14 protein-coding genes are annotated in these 17,241 nt (G+C 58.4%); 9 read left to right on the top strand and 5 right to left on the bottom strand.

What is annotated here, in order from left to right; all coding sequences use genetic code 11:
- Nucleotides 1–53: 53 nt before the first annotated feature.
- The gene (locus ACQUTG_RS16900; RefSeq protein WP_428920506.1) at nucleotides 54–590 is read right to left on the bottom strand and encodes a DUF2058 domain-containing protein; all 537 of its coding nucleotides are present in this window, start codon (nucleotides 588–590) and stop codon (nucleotides 54–56) included.
- A 106-nt stretch (nucleotides 591–696) separates the two neighbouring features.
- On the opposite strand from ACQUTG_RS16900, the gene dbpA reads away from it, so the two are divergent.
- The 4 genes from dbpA to ACQUTG_RS16880 all read left to right on the top strand — a co-directional run bounded on the left by dbpA (nucleotide 697) and on the right by ACQUTG_RS16880 (nucleotide 5,723).
- Complete coding sequence (dbpA, locus tag ACQUTG_RS16895) at nucleotides 697–2,070, top strand: ATP-dependent RNA helicase DbpA (protein ID WP_428920505.1); 1,374 nt, start codon at nucleotides 697–699, stop codon at nucleotides 2,068–2,070.
- Between the two features lie 224 nt (nucleotides 2,071–2,294).
- Nucleotides 2,295–2,546: an OadG family protein gene (locus ACQUTG_RS16890; RefSeq protein ID WP_410329914.1), complete on the top strand. Its 252-nt coding sequence runs from the start codon at nucleotides 2,295–2,297 to the stop codon at nucleotides 2,544–2,546.
- Between the two features lie 41 nt (nucleotides 2,547–2,587).
- Nucleotides 2,588–4,375: a sodium-extruding oxaloacetate decarboxylase subunit alpha gene (gene oadA / locus ACQUTG_RS16885; RefSeq protein WP_428920504.1), complete on the top strand. Its 1,788-nt coding sequence runs from the start codon at nucleotides 2,588–2,590 to the stop codon at nucleotides 4,373–4,375.
- Nucleotides 4,376–4,388: 13 nt separating this feature from the next.
- Nucleotides 4,389–5,723, top strand: a complete 1,335-nt coding sequence (locus ACQUTG_RS16880) for a sodium ion-translocating decarboxylase subunit beta (protein WP_428920503.1) — start codon at nucleotides 4,389–4,391, stop codon at nucleotides 5,721–5,723.
- Between the two features lie 244 nt (nucleotides 5,724–5,967).
- Here ACQUTG_RS16880 and ACQUTG_RS16875 read toward each other — a convergent pair whose 3' ends face one another.
- From ACQUTG_RS16875 to imuA, 3 genes are read right to left on the bottom strand one after another with little or no spacing between them, the layout of a single operon-like run.
- Complete coding sequence (locus ACQUTG_RS16875) at nucleotides 5,968–9,102, bottom strand: error-prone DNA polymerase (RefSeq protein WP_428920502.1); 3,135 nt, start codon at nucleotides 9,100–9,102, stop codon at nucleotides 5,968–5,970.
- Nucleotides 9,086–10,504 (bottom strand): Y-family DNA polymerase, encoded by a 1,419-nt coding sequence (locus tag ACQUTG_RS16870; protein WP_428920501.1) that lies wholly within the window; start codon nucleotides 10,502–10,504, stop codon nucleotides 9,086–9,088. Before ACQUTG_RS16870 ends, ACQUTG_RS16875 begins: the two co-directional genes overlap by 17 nt.
- 7 nt (nucleotides 10,505–10,511) lie before the next feature.
- Entirely contained in the window at nucleotides 10,512–11,201 is a 690-nt protein-coding gene (imuA, locus tag ACQUTG_RS16865; RefSeq protein ID WP_428920500.1) for a translesion DNA synthesis-associated protein ImuA, read from the bottom strand.
- Between the two features lie 122 nt (nucleotides 11,202–11,323).
- On the opposite strand from imuA, the gene ACQUTG_RS16860 reads away from it, so the two are divergent.
- Nucleotides 11,324–11,671: a 4a-hydroxytetrahydrobiopterin dehydratase gene (locus tag ACQUTG_RS16860; RefSeq protein WP_428920499.1), complete on the top strand. Its 348-nt coding sequence runs from the start codon at nucleotides 11,324–11,326 to the stop codon at nucleotides 11,669–11,671.
- Nucleotides 11,672–11,765: 94 nt separating this feature from the next.
- On the opposite strand, the gene ACQUTG_RS16855 is transcribed toward ACQUTG_RS16860, so the two are convergent.
- A complete protein-coding gene (locus ACQUTG_RS16855; RefSeq protein WP_428920498.1) occupies nucleotides 11,766–12,752 on the bottom strand; it encodes an integron integrase in 987 nt (328 codons plus the stop codon).
- Nucleotides 12,753–13,487: 735 nt separating this feature from the next.
- Between ACQUTG_RS16855 and ACQUTG_RS16850 the strand changes: the two genes are divergently transcribed.
- From ACQUTG_RS16850 to ACQUTG_RS16835, 4 genes are all read left to right on the top strand, one after another.
- The gene (locus ACQUTG_RS16850) at nucleotides 13,488–14,339 is read left to right on the top strand and encodes a hypothetical protein (protein WP_428920497.1); all 852 of its coding nucleotides are present in this window, start codon (nucleotides 13,488–13,490) and stop codon (nucleotides 14,337–14,339) included.
- 478 nt (nucleotides 14,340–14,817) lie between these two features.
- Nucleotides 14,818–15,309, top strand: a complete 492-nt coding sequence (locus ACQUTG_RS16845) for a hypothetical protein (RefSeq protein WP_428920496.1) — start codon at nucleotides 14,818–14,820, stop codon at nucleotides 15,307–15,309.
- A 470-nt stretch (nucleotides 15,310–15,779) separates the two neighbouring features.
- Nucleotides 15,780–16,376: a hypothetical protein gene (locus tag ACQUTG_RS16840; RefSeq protein WP_428920495.1), complete on the top strand. Its 597-nt coding sequence runs from the start codon at nucleotides 15,780–15,782 to the stop codon at nucleotides 16,374–16,376.
- A gap of 467 nt (nucleotides 16,377–16,843) precedes the next feature.
- The gene (locus ACQUTG_RS16835) at nucleotides 16,844–17,170 is read left to right on the top strand and encodes a DUF2834 domain-containing protein (protein ID WP_428919839.1); all 327 of its coding nucleotides are present in this window, start codon (nucleotides 16,844–16,846) and stop codon (nucleotides 17,168–17,170) included.
- Nucleotides 17,171–17,241 lie beyond the last annotated feature (71 nt).

Here is a 17,241-nt window from a genome sequence, read left to right as displayed (position 1 = left end):
ACTGTTCCTGCAGTCTAGTTCAGCGCCGCCGGGCGGGAAGTTATTACTAATACCTACCACATCAGGTCGTCAGGGATCTCGTAGCCGGCGTAGGGGTCGTCCTCGCCCTGATCATCCTGTTTGCGGTCATGCAGCACCATGACGGCGCCTTCGTCCCGTTCCATGATCTTGCGGGCGACCTTTTCCGGCACGATATCGTAATTTTCGTCCAGGCGAACCACCGCCAGGCGGCCGCGGGAGAGCTGGTCCACCATGGTGTCGTCCACCAGGATTTTCTTGATCTTCTTGCCATCCACGAACTGGTAGGAGGTTTCGCCCCGGCTGCGATCCAGACGGTTGGTTTCCACCAGCTGGCGGATCTGGGCCTGTATGGCTTTTTTCTCCGCTTCTTTCTGACGCTGCAGGTTCAGCTGGCGGTCCCGTTCGGCCTTTTCTTCCCGGGCCTCGCGGGCGCGGATTTCCGCCTCGTTGACTTGTACCGCCCCCTTGGGCTGCTGTTTGCGTTGCTTGCGCTTTTCGCTGCGGATGGCCTTGGCTTTCTTCTCGTCAGCCAGGCCGGCTTTCAGTAACTGATCCTGTAGGGATGCCATCGGTAGCTCCGTTTATTATTTACCAAATCGGGTATCCTGATGGTGTAGTATACGCGCTCGTTTTTGCCTCCATAACCAGCATCGGCTGTCCCCGGGATTTTCTTGTATGTCTTCCTTCAAAGAATTTGGTCTGTCACCCGCCATGGTTGCCAATCTTGAGCAGCTCGGCTTCGAACAACCCACCGAGATCCAGACCCGGGCATTGCCCCATTGTCTGGCAGGTAAGGATGTGATTGCCATGGCCCAGACCGGTAGCGGGAAAACGGCGGCGTTCGGAATCGGGTTGATCGAGGGTCTCCGGCCGCGGCTGTTTGCTGTCCAGGCGGTAGTATTGTGCCCGACCCGGGAGCTGGCGGATCAGGTGGCGAAATCCCTGCGGGAACTTGCCCGGGCCCGGAAGAACATCAAGGTGCTGACCCTGTGCGGCGGGGTTGCCATCGGCCCGCAAATCGGCTCCCTGAGCCACGGGGCGCATATCGTTGTGGGCACGCCGGGGCGTATCCAGGATCACCTGCGCAAGGGCACGTTGAAGCTGGACAAGGCCAGTACGGTTGTCCTGGATGAAGCGGACCGGATGCTGGATATGGGCTTTCAGGAAGCGATGGAGGACATCCTTTCCCACACGCCGGATACCCGCCAGACCCTGATGTTTTCCGCCACCTGGCCGGAGGCTATCCGCAAACTCAGCAGCCGTTACCAGCGCGAACCCGTGGATGTGAGGGCGGAGTCGTCCGCGGAGAATCCGGACATTCGCGAGCTCTTCTATGAGATTCCTTCCGGAGCCACCGCCGAAGCGGTCATGGCGGTACTATCTGAGCGCCAGCCTGCATCCTGCATTGTGTTCTGTACCACCAAACAGCAGTGTGATGAGCTTGCCGACAGCCTGCGGGACAGTGGCTTTTCTGCTCTAGCGCTCCACGGGGATCTGGAGCAGCGGGAACGGGATAGCGTGCTGGTGCGTTTCGGCAACCAGAGTTGCTCGGTACTGGTGGCTACTGACGTGGCCGCCCGGGGGCTGGATATCAAATCCCTGCCCCTGGTGATCAACGCCGAGCCGGCAAGGGATCCCGAAGTTCATACCCATCGTGTGGGCCGGACCGGCCGTGCGGGTGAACAGGGCCTGGCGGTCACACTCTGCACACCGGCCAAAGGCCACAAGATCAGCCAGCTCGAAGCTGCCCGGAAGCGGCCGGTGGAGTGGGGCGATACCGAAGTCCTGCTGGCGGTGCCGCGCCGGCCCGTGGCACCGGCCATGAGGACACTGTGTATTGCCGGCGGCCGTAAGGACAAGGTGCGACCCGGTGATGTTCTGGGCGCGCTGACCGGTGAAGCGGGCATTCCCGGCAAGGCTGTGGGCAAGATCGATCTGTTTGATTTTCAGTGCTTTGTTGCTATCGACCGGGAGCTTGCAGCCAAGGCTCTGAAGCGCCTCGAACAGGGGCGGATCAAGGGGCGGAAAATACGTGTCAGATATGCCTGAATTCGGAACGGCTCCGGGCTGTGGAGAATTGTCAATTCGGGCCACGCGCCTCGGAAAGCCCGTATGGAAAAACTCGTTCAGGTTGCTCGCGGCAGGCGAAAACGGTAAATTACGCAGGATTTTGCCTCCCGATTTGTCCCGATAAGGCTGTAAGACCTTAGTCTAAGTGGTCGGACCGGGCAAGGCGGGGAAATCACACAAACCAATACAGGTAGCTGTTCGATATGAATGAGCTGATGTCACAAGCCGTTGATCTGATGATCGCAGGCATGGGCTTCGTGTTCGTGTTCCTGATTGTCCTGGTATTCGCGACACTCCTCATGTCCAAACTCATTGGACGGTTTGCGCCACCAGAGCCGGCAACCCCGGCCAGAACACCACGTGCCAAGCCAAAGGCGCCCGCGTCGGTTGATCCTGACACCGCCGAGGCCATCAAGAAGGCGATTGCACAATACCGGTCACGCCACAAGAAGTGACCCGGTAACAGATTAGAACCTTTTAACAGAAGGCTGACACGATGACTGACACAAAGAAACCGCTGGGGATTACGGACGTAATTCTGCGTGACGCCCACCAGTCCCTGCTTGCCACCCGTATGCGGCTGGATGACATGCTGCCCATTGCCGAGAAACTCGACAAAGTCGGTTTCTGGTCTCTGGAATCCTGGGGTGGAGCTACCTTTGACTCATGTATCCGCTACCTGGGCGAAGATCCCTGGGACCGCATCCGCGAGCTTAAAAAAGCCATGCCCAACACTCAGCAGCAGATGCTTCTGCGTGGCCAGAACCTGTTGGGTTACCGCCATTATGCGGATGACGTGGTGGACCGTTTCTGTGAGCGTGCCGCCGAGAATGGCGTCGACGTATTCCGTATTTTTGATGCGATGAACGACCCTCGCAACCTGGATCGCGCCATCAAGGCCGTTCGCAAGACCGGCAAGCACGCCCAGGGCACCATTGCCTACACCACCAGCCCGGTTCACACCATCGAGATGTGGGTCGAGCTGGCGAAGGAAGTGGCCGACATGGGTGCCGACTCCATCGCGATCAAGGATATGGCGGGTATTCTCAAGCCGTACGTGGCCTACGATCTGGTCAGCCGTCTGAAGAAAGAACTGGATATTCCGATCCACATGCAGTGCCACGCAACGACTGGCATGTCGACCGCCACTGCCATCAAGGCGGCGGAAGCCGGTATCGATAACGTGGACACCGCTATCTCCTCCATGAGTATGACCTACGGTCACTCGCCCACCGAAGCCGTGGTGGCGATCCTGGAAGGCACCGACCGGGATACCGGCCTGGATCTGAACCTGCTGGAAGAAATCGCTGCATACTTCCGCGAAGTTCGCAAGAAGTACGCGAAGTTCGAGGGCAGCCTCCGGGGTACCGATTCCCGCATCCTGATTGCCCAGGTGCCCGGTGGCATGCTGACCAACATGGAAAACCAGCTGCGTGAGCAGAACGCGAGCGACAAGTTCGACCAGGTTCTGGACGAGATTCCCAAGGTACGCGAAGACCTGGGCTTTATCCCGCTGGTAACGCCGACTTCCCAGATCGTGGGTACCCAGGCGGTACTGAACGTTCTGACCGGCGAGCGCTACAAGTCCATCTCCAAAGAAACTTCTGCAATCCTCAAAGGCGAATACGGTGCAGCACCGGCGCCCATGAACAAAGAATTGCAGGAGCGGGTTCTGGACGGAAAAGAGCCCGTGACCTGTCGTCCGGCCGACCTGCTTGAGCCGGAAATGGACAAGCTGACCGACGAGCTGAAGAAACTGGCCGACGAGAAGGGCATCAAACTGGCGGAAAACACCGTAGACGACGTGCTGACCTACGCGCTGTTCCCGCAGATCGGCCTGAAGTTCCTGGAAAACCGTGGCAACCCGGATGCATTCGAGCCGGTTCCGACCGCCGAAAGCGCTGCTCCGGCCAAGAAATCTGAAGGCCCCGAGACCTACACCGTGGAAGTGAACGGCAAGAAGTTTGTGGTTGCTGTTTCCGAAGGCGGTGAGATCACCCAGATCCAGGGTGAGGGTGGTGCTGCTTCCGCACCGGCGGCGTCCTCCGCACCGGCCCCTGCTGCCGGCGAAGGTGAGCCTCTGGTGGCACCGCTGGGCGGCAACATCTTCAAGGTTCTGGTTTCCCCGGGTGACACCGTGGAAGAGGGCGATGTCCTGATCATCCTCGAAGCCATGAAGATGGAAACCGAAGTTCGCGCACCCAAAGCCGGTACCATCGGTGAGGTCTTCATCAAGGTCGGTGACGCCGTATCCCCTGATGATGAAATGCTGACAATCGCATAAGGGCCAGCATTCCATGGATAAATTAATGACACTCTGGACAGGTAGTGGCCTGTTCAACATCGAGCTCGGCCAGGTGATCATGATCGCCATCGGCCTGCTTCTGCTGTTCCTTGCGATTCGCAAGGGCTTTGAGCCACTGCTGCTGGTACCGATCGGTTTCGGCGGCATCCTGGCGAACATCCCGGAGGCAGGGCTCGCCCTGACTGCGGCGGAAAATGCCATCCATTTCGCGCTCAAGAGCGACGCGACCCAGATTCTGGCCGCACTGGCCGCACCGCTGGATGTGGCCTATCAGGCCGGCCAGGCGGTGACGCCCGAGCTGAAGGAAGCCTTCAAGGTTGCTGTCAAGGAGGCCAGTTACTCCGAGATGGCGATGGCCAATTCCATTGCCCAGGACTTCGGTTACGGCAATGGCATGCTGTATAACTTCTACTCGGTGGTTATCGGCAGCACCATCGGGCCGCTGGTGATTTTCATGGGCGTGGGTGCCATGACTGACTTTGGTCCTTTGTTGGCCAACCCGAAGACCATGTTGCTGGGTGCGGCAGCTCAGTTCGGTATCTTCGGAACCGTCTTGGGTGCTGCATTGCTGGACTGGACCGGTGTTCTGGAGTTCAACATCCTGGAAGCGGCGGCCATAGGTATCATCGGTGGTGCGGACGGCCCGACCTCCATCTACGTGTCCAGCGTTCTGGCTCCGCATCTGCTGGGTGCCATTGCGGTTTCGGCCTACGCCTACATGGCGATGGTGCCGATGATCCAGCCGCCAATCATGAAGGCGCTGACCTCCCAGAAGGAGCGCGCCATCAAGATGAGCCAGCTGCGCCCGGTGAGCAAGCAGGAGAAGATCATCTTCCCGCTGGTTGTTCTTATCGCGGTGGTTCTGTTCCTGCCGGACGCGGCGCCGCTGCTGGGTATGTTCTGCTTCGGTAACCTGATGCGTGAGTGTGGGGTGGTGGAGCGTCTGAGCGATACGGCCCAGAATGCCCTGATCAATATCACCACGATCTTCCTTGGGCTGTCTGTTGGCTCCAAGCTGATGGCGGACAAGTTCCTGGACGCCCAGACTCTGGGTATTCTGGCGCTGGGTATTGTGGCATTCGGTATCGGTACCGCTTGTGGTGTGCTGATGGCGAAGCTGATGAATAAGCTGACCAAGGAGCAGATCAACCCGCTGATCGGTTCTGCCGGTGTATCCGCGGTGCCGATGGCAGCGCGGGTGTCCAACAAGGTTGGTCTGGAGGCCAATCCGCAGAACTTCCTGCTGATGCACGCGATGGGGCCGAACGTGGCTGGTGTTATCGGCTCTGCGGTGGCTGCGGGTGTGATGATCAAGTTGTTGAGCTGATCACTTGCCGTTGCTTTGAGAAGACCTCGCCTTTGGGCGGGGTTTTCTTGTTTCTGGCCGTTAACTTAAGGTGCAAGCACCTGTCAGGGTCTCCCTCCCGGGAACCGCTACGAGCACGTCCATGTGCGCTTGTTTCAGGCCATCCATGGCCTTCAACATTCCCGGGAGGGAGACCCTGACAGGCGCCCATACCATTCAGTGGGATTCCGGAAACGAGACCCTGAAGGTATGTGTAGATTCGAGATCAGTGAAAATCTCTCGAACTGACCGGTAACGAGTTGATCAGATGGCTCAGGTCCGACAGTTTCCCCGCCATGACATGCACAATATCCCCCTCTCTCTCCAGCACGCCTTTCACATGTAACAGCCGGGCAGTCAGCAATGGCTTCCGTTGCCGCCGTGCGGTTTCCAGCCAGACTACGACGTTTACGTTGCCGGTTTCGTCTTCGAGGGTGACGAAGGTGACGCCGGAGGCGGAGCCGGGGCGTTGGCGGCCGGTGACTAGGCCGGCGACCTGGACGGGGATGCCGGCTTTGGTGGTTTTGAGTTGTTCGGAGGTGAGGCAGAACCTCAGGTGGCCTTGCTGCCGGAGCAGGGCCAGGGGGTGGCGTTGGAGGGTGAGGCCCTGGCTGGCGTAGTCGGCTACGACGTTCTGGCCTTCGGTGGGTTCGGGGAGTTGGTCGCAGTGCTCCGGTTGATAGTCGTCCGGGTCTTCTGCGGCGAACAGTTCGGTGGGCTGTTCGTGGTCGAGCAGTTGCCAGTAGGCCTGGTGGCGGTTGGCGGTGAAGCCGGGCATGGCGTTGGCGCCGGCGAGGAGTTCCATGTCCCGCTGGTTGAGGCCGGCCTGGCGGCGGAGTTCTGCGGCGGAGCGGTAGCCGTTGGCCGGGCGGTTCTGGTGGATGCGGTCGGCGCCGCTGGCGGAGAGGCCCTGGATGATTCTGAGGCCCAGGCGCAGGTGGTGGTCCGGGCCTTCGAGGGTGTGGTTCCAGTGGCTGTGATTGATGTCCGGTGGTAACACGGTGACGTTGTGGCGGCGAGCGTCCTGGACCAGTTGGGATGGGGAGTAGAAACCCATCGGCTGGCTGTTGAGCAGGGCGCAGTAGAAGGCTGCCGGGTAGTGGCGTTTGATCCAGGCGGAGACGTACACCAGCAGGGCGAAGCTGGCGGCGTGGGATTCGGGGAAGCCGTAGCCGCCGAAGCCGCAGATCTGCTGGTACAGGCGTTCGGCGAAGTCGGCGTCGTGGCCGCGTTCGAGCATGCCGGTGATGAGTTTTTGCCGGAACGGGGTGAGATCGCCGTGGGATTTCCAGGCGGCCATGGCGCGGCGGAGTTGGTCGGCTTCGCCGGCGGAGAAGCCGGCGGCGACCATGGCGAGTTTGATCACTTGCTCCTGGAAGATGGGCACCCCCAGGGTTCGCTCCAGTACGCGGCGGACGGCGTCGTTGGGGTAGTCCACCGGTTCCAGGCCGTGTTTGCGGCGCAGGTAGGGGTGGACCATGTCGCCCTGGATGGGACCGGGGCGGACGATGGCGACTTCGATGACCAGATCATAGTAAGTCTCCGGCTTCAGTCGCGGCAGCATGTTGATCTGGGCGCGGGATTCCACCTGGAATACGCCGATGCTGTCGCCCTTCTGGAGCATGGCGTAGGTGTCCGGGTCTTCCTGGGGGATGTCCTGGATAGTGAATGGGCCGCCTTTTTGTTCGCTGATCAGCTCCAGTGCCTTGCGGATGGCTGAGAGCATGCCGAGGGCCAATACGTCCACTTTCATCAGCCCGAGGCTTTCCAGGTCGTCCTTGTCCCACTGGATCACGGTACGGCCCTCCATGGCAGCGTTCTCGACCGGCACCAGTTCGGCCAGCGGACCGGAACTGATCACAAAGCCGCCTACATGCTGGGACAGGTGCCGGGGAAAGCCGAGCAGGGTGTTTACCAGGGTAAAAAACTGGTCCGCTACCTTCGGGTTGCGGGTGAGGTTCTTGTCCAGGATCTGCTGGCGCCAGTTGGTGGCCTTGTCCCGCCAGTCGATGCCGTCCAGCAGTTGTTCCACCAGGGCCGGATCGAAACCCAGGGCCTTGCCCACATCGCGAATGGCGCTGCGGGGGCGGTAGCGGATGACTGTGGCCGCCAGCGCGGCCCGTTCCCGGGTATAGCGCCGATAGATGTACTGGATGACTTCCTCCCGCCGTTCGTGCTCGAAATCCACATCGATATCCGGCGGTTCGTTGCGGTCCCTGGAGATGAACCGTTCGAACAGCAGTTCCACGTTGGCCGGGTTCACTTCGGTAATGCCCAGGCAGTAGCACACCGCCGAGTTGGCCGCCGAGCCCCGACCCTGGCACAGGATGCCCTGGCTGCGGGCGAAGGCGACGATGTCCTGGATGGTGAGAAAGTAGTGTTCGTACTTCATCTCCGAGATCAGCTCCAGCTCCTTGCGGATCAGGCCCTGGACCTGGAGTGGGGTGCCATCCGGGTAGCGCCGGCGCTCGCCTTCACGGGTCAGGCGTTTGAGGTAGCCGGCAGGCGTTTCATCCTCCGGCACCAGGTCCGGCGGGTATTCGTAGCGCAGGCTGCCTGGCTCGAAGGTGCAGGCCTGGGCAATGCGCAAGGTCTGTTGTAGCCAGGCCTCCGGGAACAGCCGTTGCAGAACCGGCAAGGGGCGCAGATAGCGCTCGCCGTTCTGGAACAGGCAGTGGCCGGCGTTTTCCAGGGTGGTGTGGTGGCGCAGGGCAGTGAGTACGTCCTGCAGGGGCTGGCGTTCCCGGCTGTGCATGTGGGCTTCGCCGCAGGCGGTGATGGGGCAGTGGAGCTGGTTGGCCAGCCAGCGGATGCGGGCCAGTTGCTGCTCTTCCCCGGACTCCAGGGTGCGGGCGGCGGCAATCCAGAACCGGTGATCAAACAGCCGCTGCAGCCATTCGCCGCAGGCCAGAGCCTGGTCAGCATCCGCTGCGGGTATGGCCGGTGGCAGCCAGAGACACAGGCAATCGTCCAGCTCGTGGGTTTCCACATCCCTGAAAAACAGTTGGTACTGGCCTTTCTCGGCGCGGCGACGGCCTGTGGTGATCAACCGGCATAACTGGCCATAACCCCTGCGGGTGCGGGCCAGGAGGATGAAGCGAGGTATTGCAGCTCCAGCCGGGGCATTCTCCAGCTCGAACCAGCTGCCGGTAATCAGCTTGACCGGGCTTTCCTTCAGGGCCGCCCAGGCTCGGGGAATGCCGGCCACGGAGCAGGCATCGGTGATGGCCAGGGCGGTGTAGCCCAGCTCCGCCGCCCGTTCCGCCAGTTCGTGGGGGTGGGAGGCGCCGGTCAGGAAGGTGAAGTTGCTGAAACAGAAGAGCTCGGCGTAGCCGGACATCGCGTTACCCGAACCAGCCATGGATGAACCAGCCCTTGCGCACATCCCGGAAGACCCAGGCCAGCTGGCCGCTTTGCAGCTGGGCGATGTAGTAATCCCGATGTACCCGTTGGCCGTCCCACCAGCCGCCACTGATGCGTTCCGGCCCGGCAAACCAGGCCGCCGGCGGTTCGGTCAGCGGTTGCGGGCCCTGCAGCAGCCAGAGTGGGCGGCGGGGCAGGTTTTCCGTGGCTGAAAGACGGGTTTTGTGTTTCTGTTGCACCTCTGTGGCCGACCAGGCCCGCTCCGGGCGATGGTCCGCCTGGGGGGATAACCGTTTCAGGGATTGCTCGCCCAGCCGGGCCTGTAGCCGGCTCATCAGAGTGTGCCAGGCCTCGTTCAGGTCCTGGTTCTCGCCCAGAAGATCCTGACCCACGGATGTTTCCCGGGCGAGGAAGCGTTTCACCGACAGCACCAGGGCAACCACCGGAGCCCGCAATGGCTGCTGTTCCAATCGCAGCCGGATCAGGTTCAGGAAGGCCTCGGCCCGGTGCTCCGGCCCCGAGGTGCGGATGCGCAGTCGGGTGTCTTCCTCGTGCCGATGGCGCAGGATCAGGTGCAGGCTGTCGGTGTCCTGCTGGCGCCAGCACAGGTCGTCTTCCAGCTCCGAGAGTATGCGTTGCAGCGGAAACAGCAGCCCCTGGGTGTGTTCGATCTCCTGAATGAAATCCGCCTGCTGGCGAAACGAGTGGGGCGGTTGCCAGGGTGTTTGCGGATCCGGCCTTGTACCCTGGATTTTCTGGATGCGGGCCAGGGTTTCCGGAGACAGCCGGCGGGCCAGCTCCGGTGCTGGCAGGGCGAATACCTCGCCCAGCGTGTTCAGGCCCAGACGCTGCAGACGGGTGCAGGTTTTGCCATCAAACTCCGCGGCCAGCAGAGGCATATTCTCCAGTGCCCGCAGAATGTGGCCCTTGTCCGCTGTGCATTCCCCCTTTCCGGCCCGGGCAATCAGTCGGGCTGACAGCGGAGTATGGCCAATGGCAATCCAGGCGGTGAGCCGGTGTTCGTTCAGGGCCTGTTCCACTGTTTGCCAGACCGCCGGCAGGCCGCCGTACAGCTTCTGCAGACTGCCGATTTCCGCCAGGAGGCCATCCGGGGATACCAATACGATGTGGGCAGCGTAACGGTACAGCCACCGGGCCTGGTCTTCCAGTATCCGGGCTTCCTGCTCGGGCTGTGCCCGCACCATGCCCAGTTCCGGGACCAGGTTGATGGCGGTTTTCAGGCGCATGCCGGCACGCACGCCCTGGTCCCGGGCAGCCGGGCAGGCCTGGATAACGCGCTGGCCGGAGCCTTCCACAATAACCAGGGGGCGTTGATCCTCCCGGTCACGGCGGATATGGTCCAGCAGCAGGTGTGGAAAGTGCAGGTACAGCCAGAGCATGGAAACCCTATCGTTGTGTGTGTTGCCAGGGGCCTTGCACCACCCGGGGAGCTTCCCGGAACGCGAGGTCGGCCCGGTGTGCCATGGCCAGGCTGCACCGCTGCCCGGGCCAGCTGCCCCGGCGCTTGATCACATTGACCTTCAGGTCCTGGTTATCGCCCGGTGTCAGTTCCAGGCGCAGGGCCGCCGGAGAGTTCTGTTCTGCATATTTGCGCTCCCGGAACAGCACGCACACATTGCTGCCTGCCTCCGCCGCCAGTTGCAGCCGGCGCACCTCGCGGGTGGCCAGTTTGCCCGGCCAGGCCAGCACCAGCCCGGTGACTGGCGAACGGAGGCAGTTTTCCAGGGTCCACAGGAAATCGCCGGCGTCTTCGGTGTGAATCATCACCACCTGATCCAGATCCACCCCTTCCCGGGCCAGCGCCGGGGCATAGGGGGTATGGGGAGGGTTCAGCCAGAACACGGTCTTGCCCGCGTGCGTCAGCCTTTGCATCAACGGTAGCAGCAGGTGTAGTTCCCCGATGCCAGGGGCATCCAGCAGGCATTCGCTCAGCGCCCCCCGCGGCCAGCCAATACCGCCCAACTGGTTATCCAGCACCTGATAGCCCGTGGGCTCTGAAGGTTGTGTGGTCCGGCGATGCCGTTGCCCCTGCCAGACACGGGCATCCTGCATCAGTGTGTTCAGCAGCTCACTCATGGGAAAATCTCTCCAATACTGTTTAAATATACAGTATTCCGAACAGGGGCCGATTTCAAGCACCGGGTTGATAAAACGAGCGTTGAAGCCCATGGTGAAAAGAGAGGCAAAAGGAGGTGAAAATGAGCGATCTGAAAGAGCAAACCTGCGAAGCCTGCAGTGCTGATGCACCGCAAGTCACTGAAGACGAGAAAGCCGAACTGCTCAAATCCATTCCCGACTGGGAAGTCGTCGAGCTGGATGGCGAGGAACAGCTCCGGCGCGTGTTCAAATTCCGCAACTTTGTCCAGGCCCAGGCATTCACCAACAAGGTGGCCGACCTGGCCGAAGCCGAAAATCACCACCCGGCCATCCTGTTGGAGTGGGGGAAAACCACCGTGCGCTGGTGGACCCACAAGATCGGCGGCCTGCACAAAAACGACTTCGTGATGGCGGCCCGAACCGACGACGCCTACCAGAACATGCAGTGAGGCCATCCCGGCCTTACTGCCCCTCTGTACACCTCACCATCCGACTGGTCAGGCACATTCACATCAAACGGATACCGGCCAGTAACCGGGACTCCTAGAAACCGGTGTCAACGGGGCTCCGGACGCCGAAGCCGCCTTTGCGAACCACGTGAGTGTAGATCTCTGTAGTTCGCACATCTGCATGCCCCAGCAGCTTCTGGATAGTACGCAGGTCGTAACCTGCCTCAAGCAGCCGCGTAGCAAAACTGTGTCGGAAGGTGTGGCTGCCGGCATGCTTGCGAATACCGGCATCCAGGATAGCGCGCCGGAAGTGTTTCTGAACCGTCCGGTCGAGCAGATGATGACGTCTCCGGACCCCCGAGCGCGGATCCCGGGAAAGCTCCGCTGCAGGGAAAACGTACTGCCAGCCGGGCTCCTTGCTGGCATTCGGATACTTTCGTGACAGCCCAGCAGGCAGATAGACTGAACCGACCCCTTTGATCAGATCCACCTGATGCTGGTGCAGGGCAGAATCGATCTGTTTCCGTAATGGCTCAATCAAGCGGTCCGGCAGCAAAGTAATTCTGTCCTTGTCGCCCTTGCCACTTCGAACGATCAGCTGCTGCATATCAAAGTCCACGTCTTTAACCCGTAACCGCAACGCTTCATTGATACGCAGGCCCGAGCCATAGAGCAGCATGGCGACAAGCCTGTATTCGCCTTCCAGGTTGCTGATGACTGCCTTTGCTTCCTCAGGACTGAACACGGTGGGTAACCGCTTGGGCCTCCTCGCACGCTCAAAACTGAGCTCCTCCAATGGTTGACCCAGAAACTCACGGTACAGAAACACAAGCGCATTGAGCGCGACTCTCTGGGTAGCGGTGCTGACGTTTGCCTGTAAAACAAGATGAGACAGAAAGGCTTCCACCTCGGCCGCTCCCATGGCTTCAGGGTGTTTCCGATCATGAAACCGGATGAACCGTTTGATCCAGAACAGATAGGTTTTCTCGGTTTTCAACGCCATGCCACGCAGCCGAATGAAGCTTCGGACCTTGTCCAAGAAGCGGGTTGGCCGTGCCGGAAGGGGGGAGGGGATATCCATATCCAATCATCCTTGAGGTACTGTTTTTATATACAGTAATTCGCTGAATTCAGAAGTCAAGACAGAGCTGTAGCGCGGAGTTATACGAACGCGTTCGCAAAACTGCAAAAGTCGCATGAGAAATCCGTGTAACTATCTGATAGGGTTGGAAAGATGGAAAACAATGGGCGGAGTTATACGCCCGCAATGGTGAGCAGGGGTGGCTCGAAGGTGGGCGTATAACTCCGGCGGTAGCCGTGGTGGAATGCTCTCAAGTGACTGGTTTTGAGGCGTTTTTTTAAAAAATCTTGAGAGTTATAAGATGGAGTTTTACGAACGGGTGATATACGAACGCGTTCGTATAATTAGCTGTTAGTTGTCATCGGACAGAAATGCGTATAGCCGCTAGCATTATAGGTGCTACCACATTACCTCCACTGATAGTGATTTTATTATCAGTAGCAACTACTGCATCAGGGACTGAGCTCGATCTTCATGTTCTTTCAGTAGTTTCCACACTAGGGGGCATCGTTGCCTTATGGCAACTGCCAATGGGAATCAGACCACGTGGCCTGGTGTTGTTGGTTTATAGCCCATTAATGCTTGTTGCTATTGCTTATTTTAGCTTATGGCTTTGGTGCAGGATGTACGGGGTATGCATATAAAATCTAACAAGGCCATCAAGGTTGTTCCGGGCCGATGGCCCTCCACCGGACGCCCTTGTCAGGGCGCCGCTTATGGCTGGCGTTAGGTGCTATGAGTTTTAAATACGCGTGTGGTGTTTACGGCTACAACATAACCCGGGAGATTGATCTTCCGGGACTTCGTATTGTTCCGACGGATAGTGACTACCGCCGCGTGAAAGACGCAGCTCGAGATCTCAGCGAATTTCGTTTAACAGGGGTGGCTTACATTGACCAGCCCAATGATGAATTTGTATTTGAATTGGAGGCGGTGCTCTCTTTCATTGAACACCTCGAAGTCCTAGTCACATCTCCAGTTTTCTGCGGCGAATCGAACATCACAGAGAAATTTCCAGAAAGTATTGCCGCTCACAAGAGGCATAACGGTGGCGGAGCGGTACTAATGGCTGACGCATTTCTCCCGGAGTCACGAAAAGACTTCATCGCCAGTGCTCTTGATCGGCTAAGCGACCAAGCATTCTGCGAGTCCACTCAGTTTCGGATTCTATTCTTTAAGTGCGTGGAGACTTTTCGGCAGAGAAAGCAGTTCCTGGATACATCGTATTTCTTTCTTTTCTCTGGTCTGGAGTCCTATAGCAGGGCTGTCACGAATGACCGAGCGTCAAAAAATGTATCTGTACCGATATGTACCGCGTTAACTCAGTTGGGTTTTGATGTATCGCAAGATCGTCCTGATGAACTTGTTCGTGCAGTTTCAACGTATGCTCAGCTAAGGAATGCGTTATTCCATAACAGTGAGCTGGAAGCCGAGGTGAACATCAACGGCAGTATAGTTCGCCTTAGGGTTATCGACTATATATTCCACATCAGTCAGCTAGTCGCTCTGAGCATACTGAGAATTGTGGGGTTTGACGATGGGCACATCAACTGGAACAGTTGGGTAGACAGGCAGCCATTTACATGAGGCACGCCCCTAACAAGTAGCGTCAGTCGGACCGATTTGTTCCGCTGCGCTCCACAAACCGGCCGCTGCGCATGGCGTTAACGGCCAGGTCTCTGTGAGTTTTGGGTTGGTGCGGTGCAAAGGCCTTGGCATCAGGTTCAGTAGCAAAGTCCGCTCACTCTGGTGATCGCCAAGGCCGGAAAATTCGCTGCTTGGTTTGGTTGCCAGAATACTTAGCGGCGTTGGTATTGATGGCGTCCCCCAGTCATGGGGCCGTCCGTCTCAAACGATAAACGAGCCGGCAGCTTTTGCGTTCTGTTTCCTGTCGCCATGGGTCGAGCTGTTGCAAGCTGTCCGGGAGAGGGCATGCGGCCTTGGGTACCAGGCACAACCACGGTGGTGAACGGCCATTAACAAGTCAATTAAGTTCGTTCCCGGCCTGACGGCCGTCCACCGGACGCCCTAGACGGGCGCCGCTTATCATTGGCGTTAAATGCCCATGAAATATGTGACCACTGTTGAAGATAAGATTGAGCTGATTCGAGAGAGCTTCGCCTCTTTGGTGGGTAAAAAGTTAGTGGGATATGAATTGGCGCAACTGTGGGTCGAAGAGGACAAGGAGTGGTCTGATTGGATGGACTTGCCTCTTTTTATCTGCATTGGCGGCTCAACTCTATCTATTTCCTGGCAAAAGTTTGATGACTTAGCAATAGAGAATGGTCGTGTGTTGCCTTTTGCGCTTTGCGGCTCAACTGTTCGCTGGTTGTGCGACAAAGTTGAAGCTTTAGATAAAATCGTGGGCCGTAAAATCGTGTCCGTCTCGCTTGGCCGAGGTGACATGTCTATCGGTGAGGCAGAGGTGGAGATTTGGACCAGATTGTTAATCGAATTCACTGGCGGCCATACTCTGGAGATATTCAACGCGTTGGACGAAAATGGCGTTGAGGTGCGTACAGTGCCCATCGTCGGTGAGACCCGCAAATGCATTTAACAAGGGGCTCCAGCCGACCGGTTTTCCGCTGCCGCTCCAAACCGGCGGCTGAGCCCAAGCGGTAACGGCCAGGCGCCTGTGGGTTTTTGGCGGGTGCGGTGCAAAGGCCTTGGCCTCAGGGTTGGCTGCAAAGCCCGTTCACTCTGGTGATCGCCAAGGCCGGAAAATTCGCTGTCTGGTTTGGGTGCCACAAAGGTCAGCGGTGTTGGTATTCATGGCGTGCCCCAGTTGTGGGGCAGTCCGTCTCAGACTGTAATCGGGCTGGCCGCTTTTGCGTTCTGGTTCCTTTCGCCATCCGTCGAGTTGGTGCAAGCTGTCCGGAAGAGGGCATGGGGCCTTGGGTGCCAGGCTCAACCACGGTGGTGAACGGCCATTAACAAGTCATTCAAGTTCGCTACCGGCCTGACGGCCGTCCGCCGGACGCCCTAGTCGGGCGCCGCTTAATATTGGCGTTGGGCCTCAGGGAAATCATGGCGATAAACGACGCGTTACCAGAGAGACGAAACCTCGTCGTTACGGCATTCTGCGTCATAGTTTTTTACGCAGCTGAAGGGTTCGTTACCGATCCAACCGTTCGTTTAGCAGTTGTAAACGTCTCATTTAAGCATCCTGAAGTTCTTGCCGGCTTCGTTTGGGGGCTTCTCGTCTGGTTCCAGATTCGGTTTTGGCAATCCACTCGGTTTAAGTTTGGGGAGCGCTTCAAGCAAGAAATTCGGGGTTGGTCAGTGCCATTTCCCTGGGTTCGAGTACTTATCGATGATGCCGAGAGGCAGGTTGGCGGAAAAGACCGCCTAGAACCCGGCTATACGCCAGAAGTGCACGCGCCGGAGTTGAACGGCACCACGATCCAAGCCGCTTGCACCTTCATTTACACAGAAAATGGGCATCGCGTAGGCAAGAATCAACAGCGCGCATCCTTTAAGTCGACATCGGTACTTTTAATTTGGCCAATATCATTTGTTCGAAGCCTGCTCTTCGGTAATGCTGTGGCTGAGTTCCTGTTCCCATACGTGTTGTTCGGTGCCGCAGTTTCCGCACCAATATGGAGTTGTTGGTTGTGGAGCTGAGGCCCAACAAATCGTTGCTGCGGACATTTGACCCGCCACCCATTTTTGCTGCCGCAAAAACGGGCGTCGCTTCAAATGCCGCTGAACTCAGGCGTTAAGTTCAAAACATGAATGTCATTCTGCTTTTCTCTTTGGTGATCATAGCTCTCGCGGTAGGCTTTTACGGCATCTTCTGTTTCGTCATGATGTTTTTGAATGTAGTACCTGGAAGGATGAGGATCGTCGCCTTACTGCCGCTGGCACTATTCGATTCATCCTTGTTCAACGAGAAAGGAAACAGGTACCGGAAGCATGCGCTCGGAGTAAATGTAGGATTTCTGGTATTAATCGTGTCTCTCGCAGCTTGGGTTTGAGAGAACTTAACCAGTGCAGGCACGGCGACGCCCTTTACATTGCGCCTTCGGCTCCATTCCAAGGGCGCGCATGCTGCAAGCGTTATATTTCTTAAACCTCAATCAAGGAAGATTATGAGAATATCGACAATCCCCCTAATCGTTCTCTGCCTGTTCATGGGCTTTACCTTCTGGGTAATGGCAGGCGCCGAGCAGTCGCTTCTGGCCTTCGGTGTTCAGCTGATGTCTAGCCCGGATACCGCCCAGGTTGTCATAGATCTCTACATTCTCGCCGCGTTGGCCTGTATTTGGATGTACCAGGACGCCAAAAGCCGCGGCAAAGGGTTGGGCTACGTCATCCCGTTTTTAGTTCTGACAGCGGTGTTTGTATCTGCAGGTCCGCTGCTATATTTGGTGTTGCGTGGTGGGCGAGAGCCTGAAGCCCAAGCCAGCAAAATATAACCAGCCGCATCAGTACGCGGCCGGTGGCCGCCGGACGTCCCTGACGGGCCGCCGCTGTGCTCCGCGCGTTA

This window comes from Marinobacter sp. DUT-1, assembly GCF_050379415.1.
GTDB lineage: Bacteria > Pseudomonadota > Gammaproteobacteria > Pseudomonadales > Oleiphilaceae > Marinobacter.
Note: the sequence above shows the minus strand (reverse complement) of the source record. Positions and strands in the feature narration are given on the sequence as shown.

Coding starts and splice junctions, on each gene's coding strand:
- ACQUTG_RS16845 (WP_428920496.1), top strand. CDS start 14,818: ATGAAATATGTGACCACTGTTGAAGATAAGATTGAGCTGATTCGAGAG.
- ACQUTG_RS16855 (WP_428920498.1), bottom strand. CDS start 12,752: ATGGATATCCCCTCCCCCCTTCCGGCACGGCCAACCCGCTTCTTGGAC.
- ACQUTG_RS16875 (WP_428920502.1), bottom strand. CDS start 9,102: ATGGCTGGTTCGGGTAACGCGATGTCCGGCTACGCCGAGCTCTTCTGT.
- ACQUTG_RS16850 (WP_428920497.1), top strand. CDS start 13,488: ATGAGTTTTAAATACGCGTGTGGTGTTTACGGCTACAACATAACCCGG.
- ACQUTG_RS16900 (WP_428920506.1), bottom strand. CDS start 590: ATGGCATCCCTACAGGATCAGTTACTGAAAGCCGGCCTGGCTGACGAG.
- ACQUTG_RS16890 (WP_410329914.1), top strand. CDS start 2,295: ATGAATGAGCTGATGTCACAAGCCGTTGATCTGATGATCGCAGGCATG.
- ACQUTG_RS16880 (WP_428920503.1), top strand. CDS start 4,389: ATGGATAAATTAATGACACTCTGGACAGGTAGTGGCCTGTTCAACATC.
- oadA (WP_428920504.1), top strand. CDS start 2,588: ATGACTGACACAAAGAAACCGCTGGGGATTACGGACGTAATTCTGCGT.
- dbpA (WP_428920505.1), top strand. CDS start 697: ATGTCTTCCTTCAAAGAATTTGGTCTGTCACCCGCCATGGTTGCCAAT.
- ACQUTG_RS16870 (WP_428920501.1), bottom strand. CDS start 10,504: ATGCTCTGGCTGTACCTGCACTTTCCACACCTGCTGCTGGACCATATC.
- ACQUTG_RS16835 (WP_428919839.1), top strand. CDS start 16,844: ATGAGAATATCGACAATCCCCCTAATCGTTCTCTGCCTGTTCATGGGC.
- imuA (WP_428920500.1), bottom strand. CDS start 11,201: ATGAGTGAGCTGCTGAACACACTGATGCAGGATGCCCGTGTCTGGCAG.
- ACQUTG_RS16860 (WP_428920499.1), top strand. CDS start 11,324: ATGAGCGATCTGAAAGAGCAAACCTGCGAAGCCTGCAGTGCTGATGCA.
- ACQUTG_RS16840 (WP_428920495.1), top strand. CDS start 15,780: ATGGCGATAAACGACGCGTTACCAGAGAGACGAAACCTCGTCGTTACG.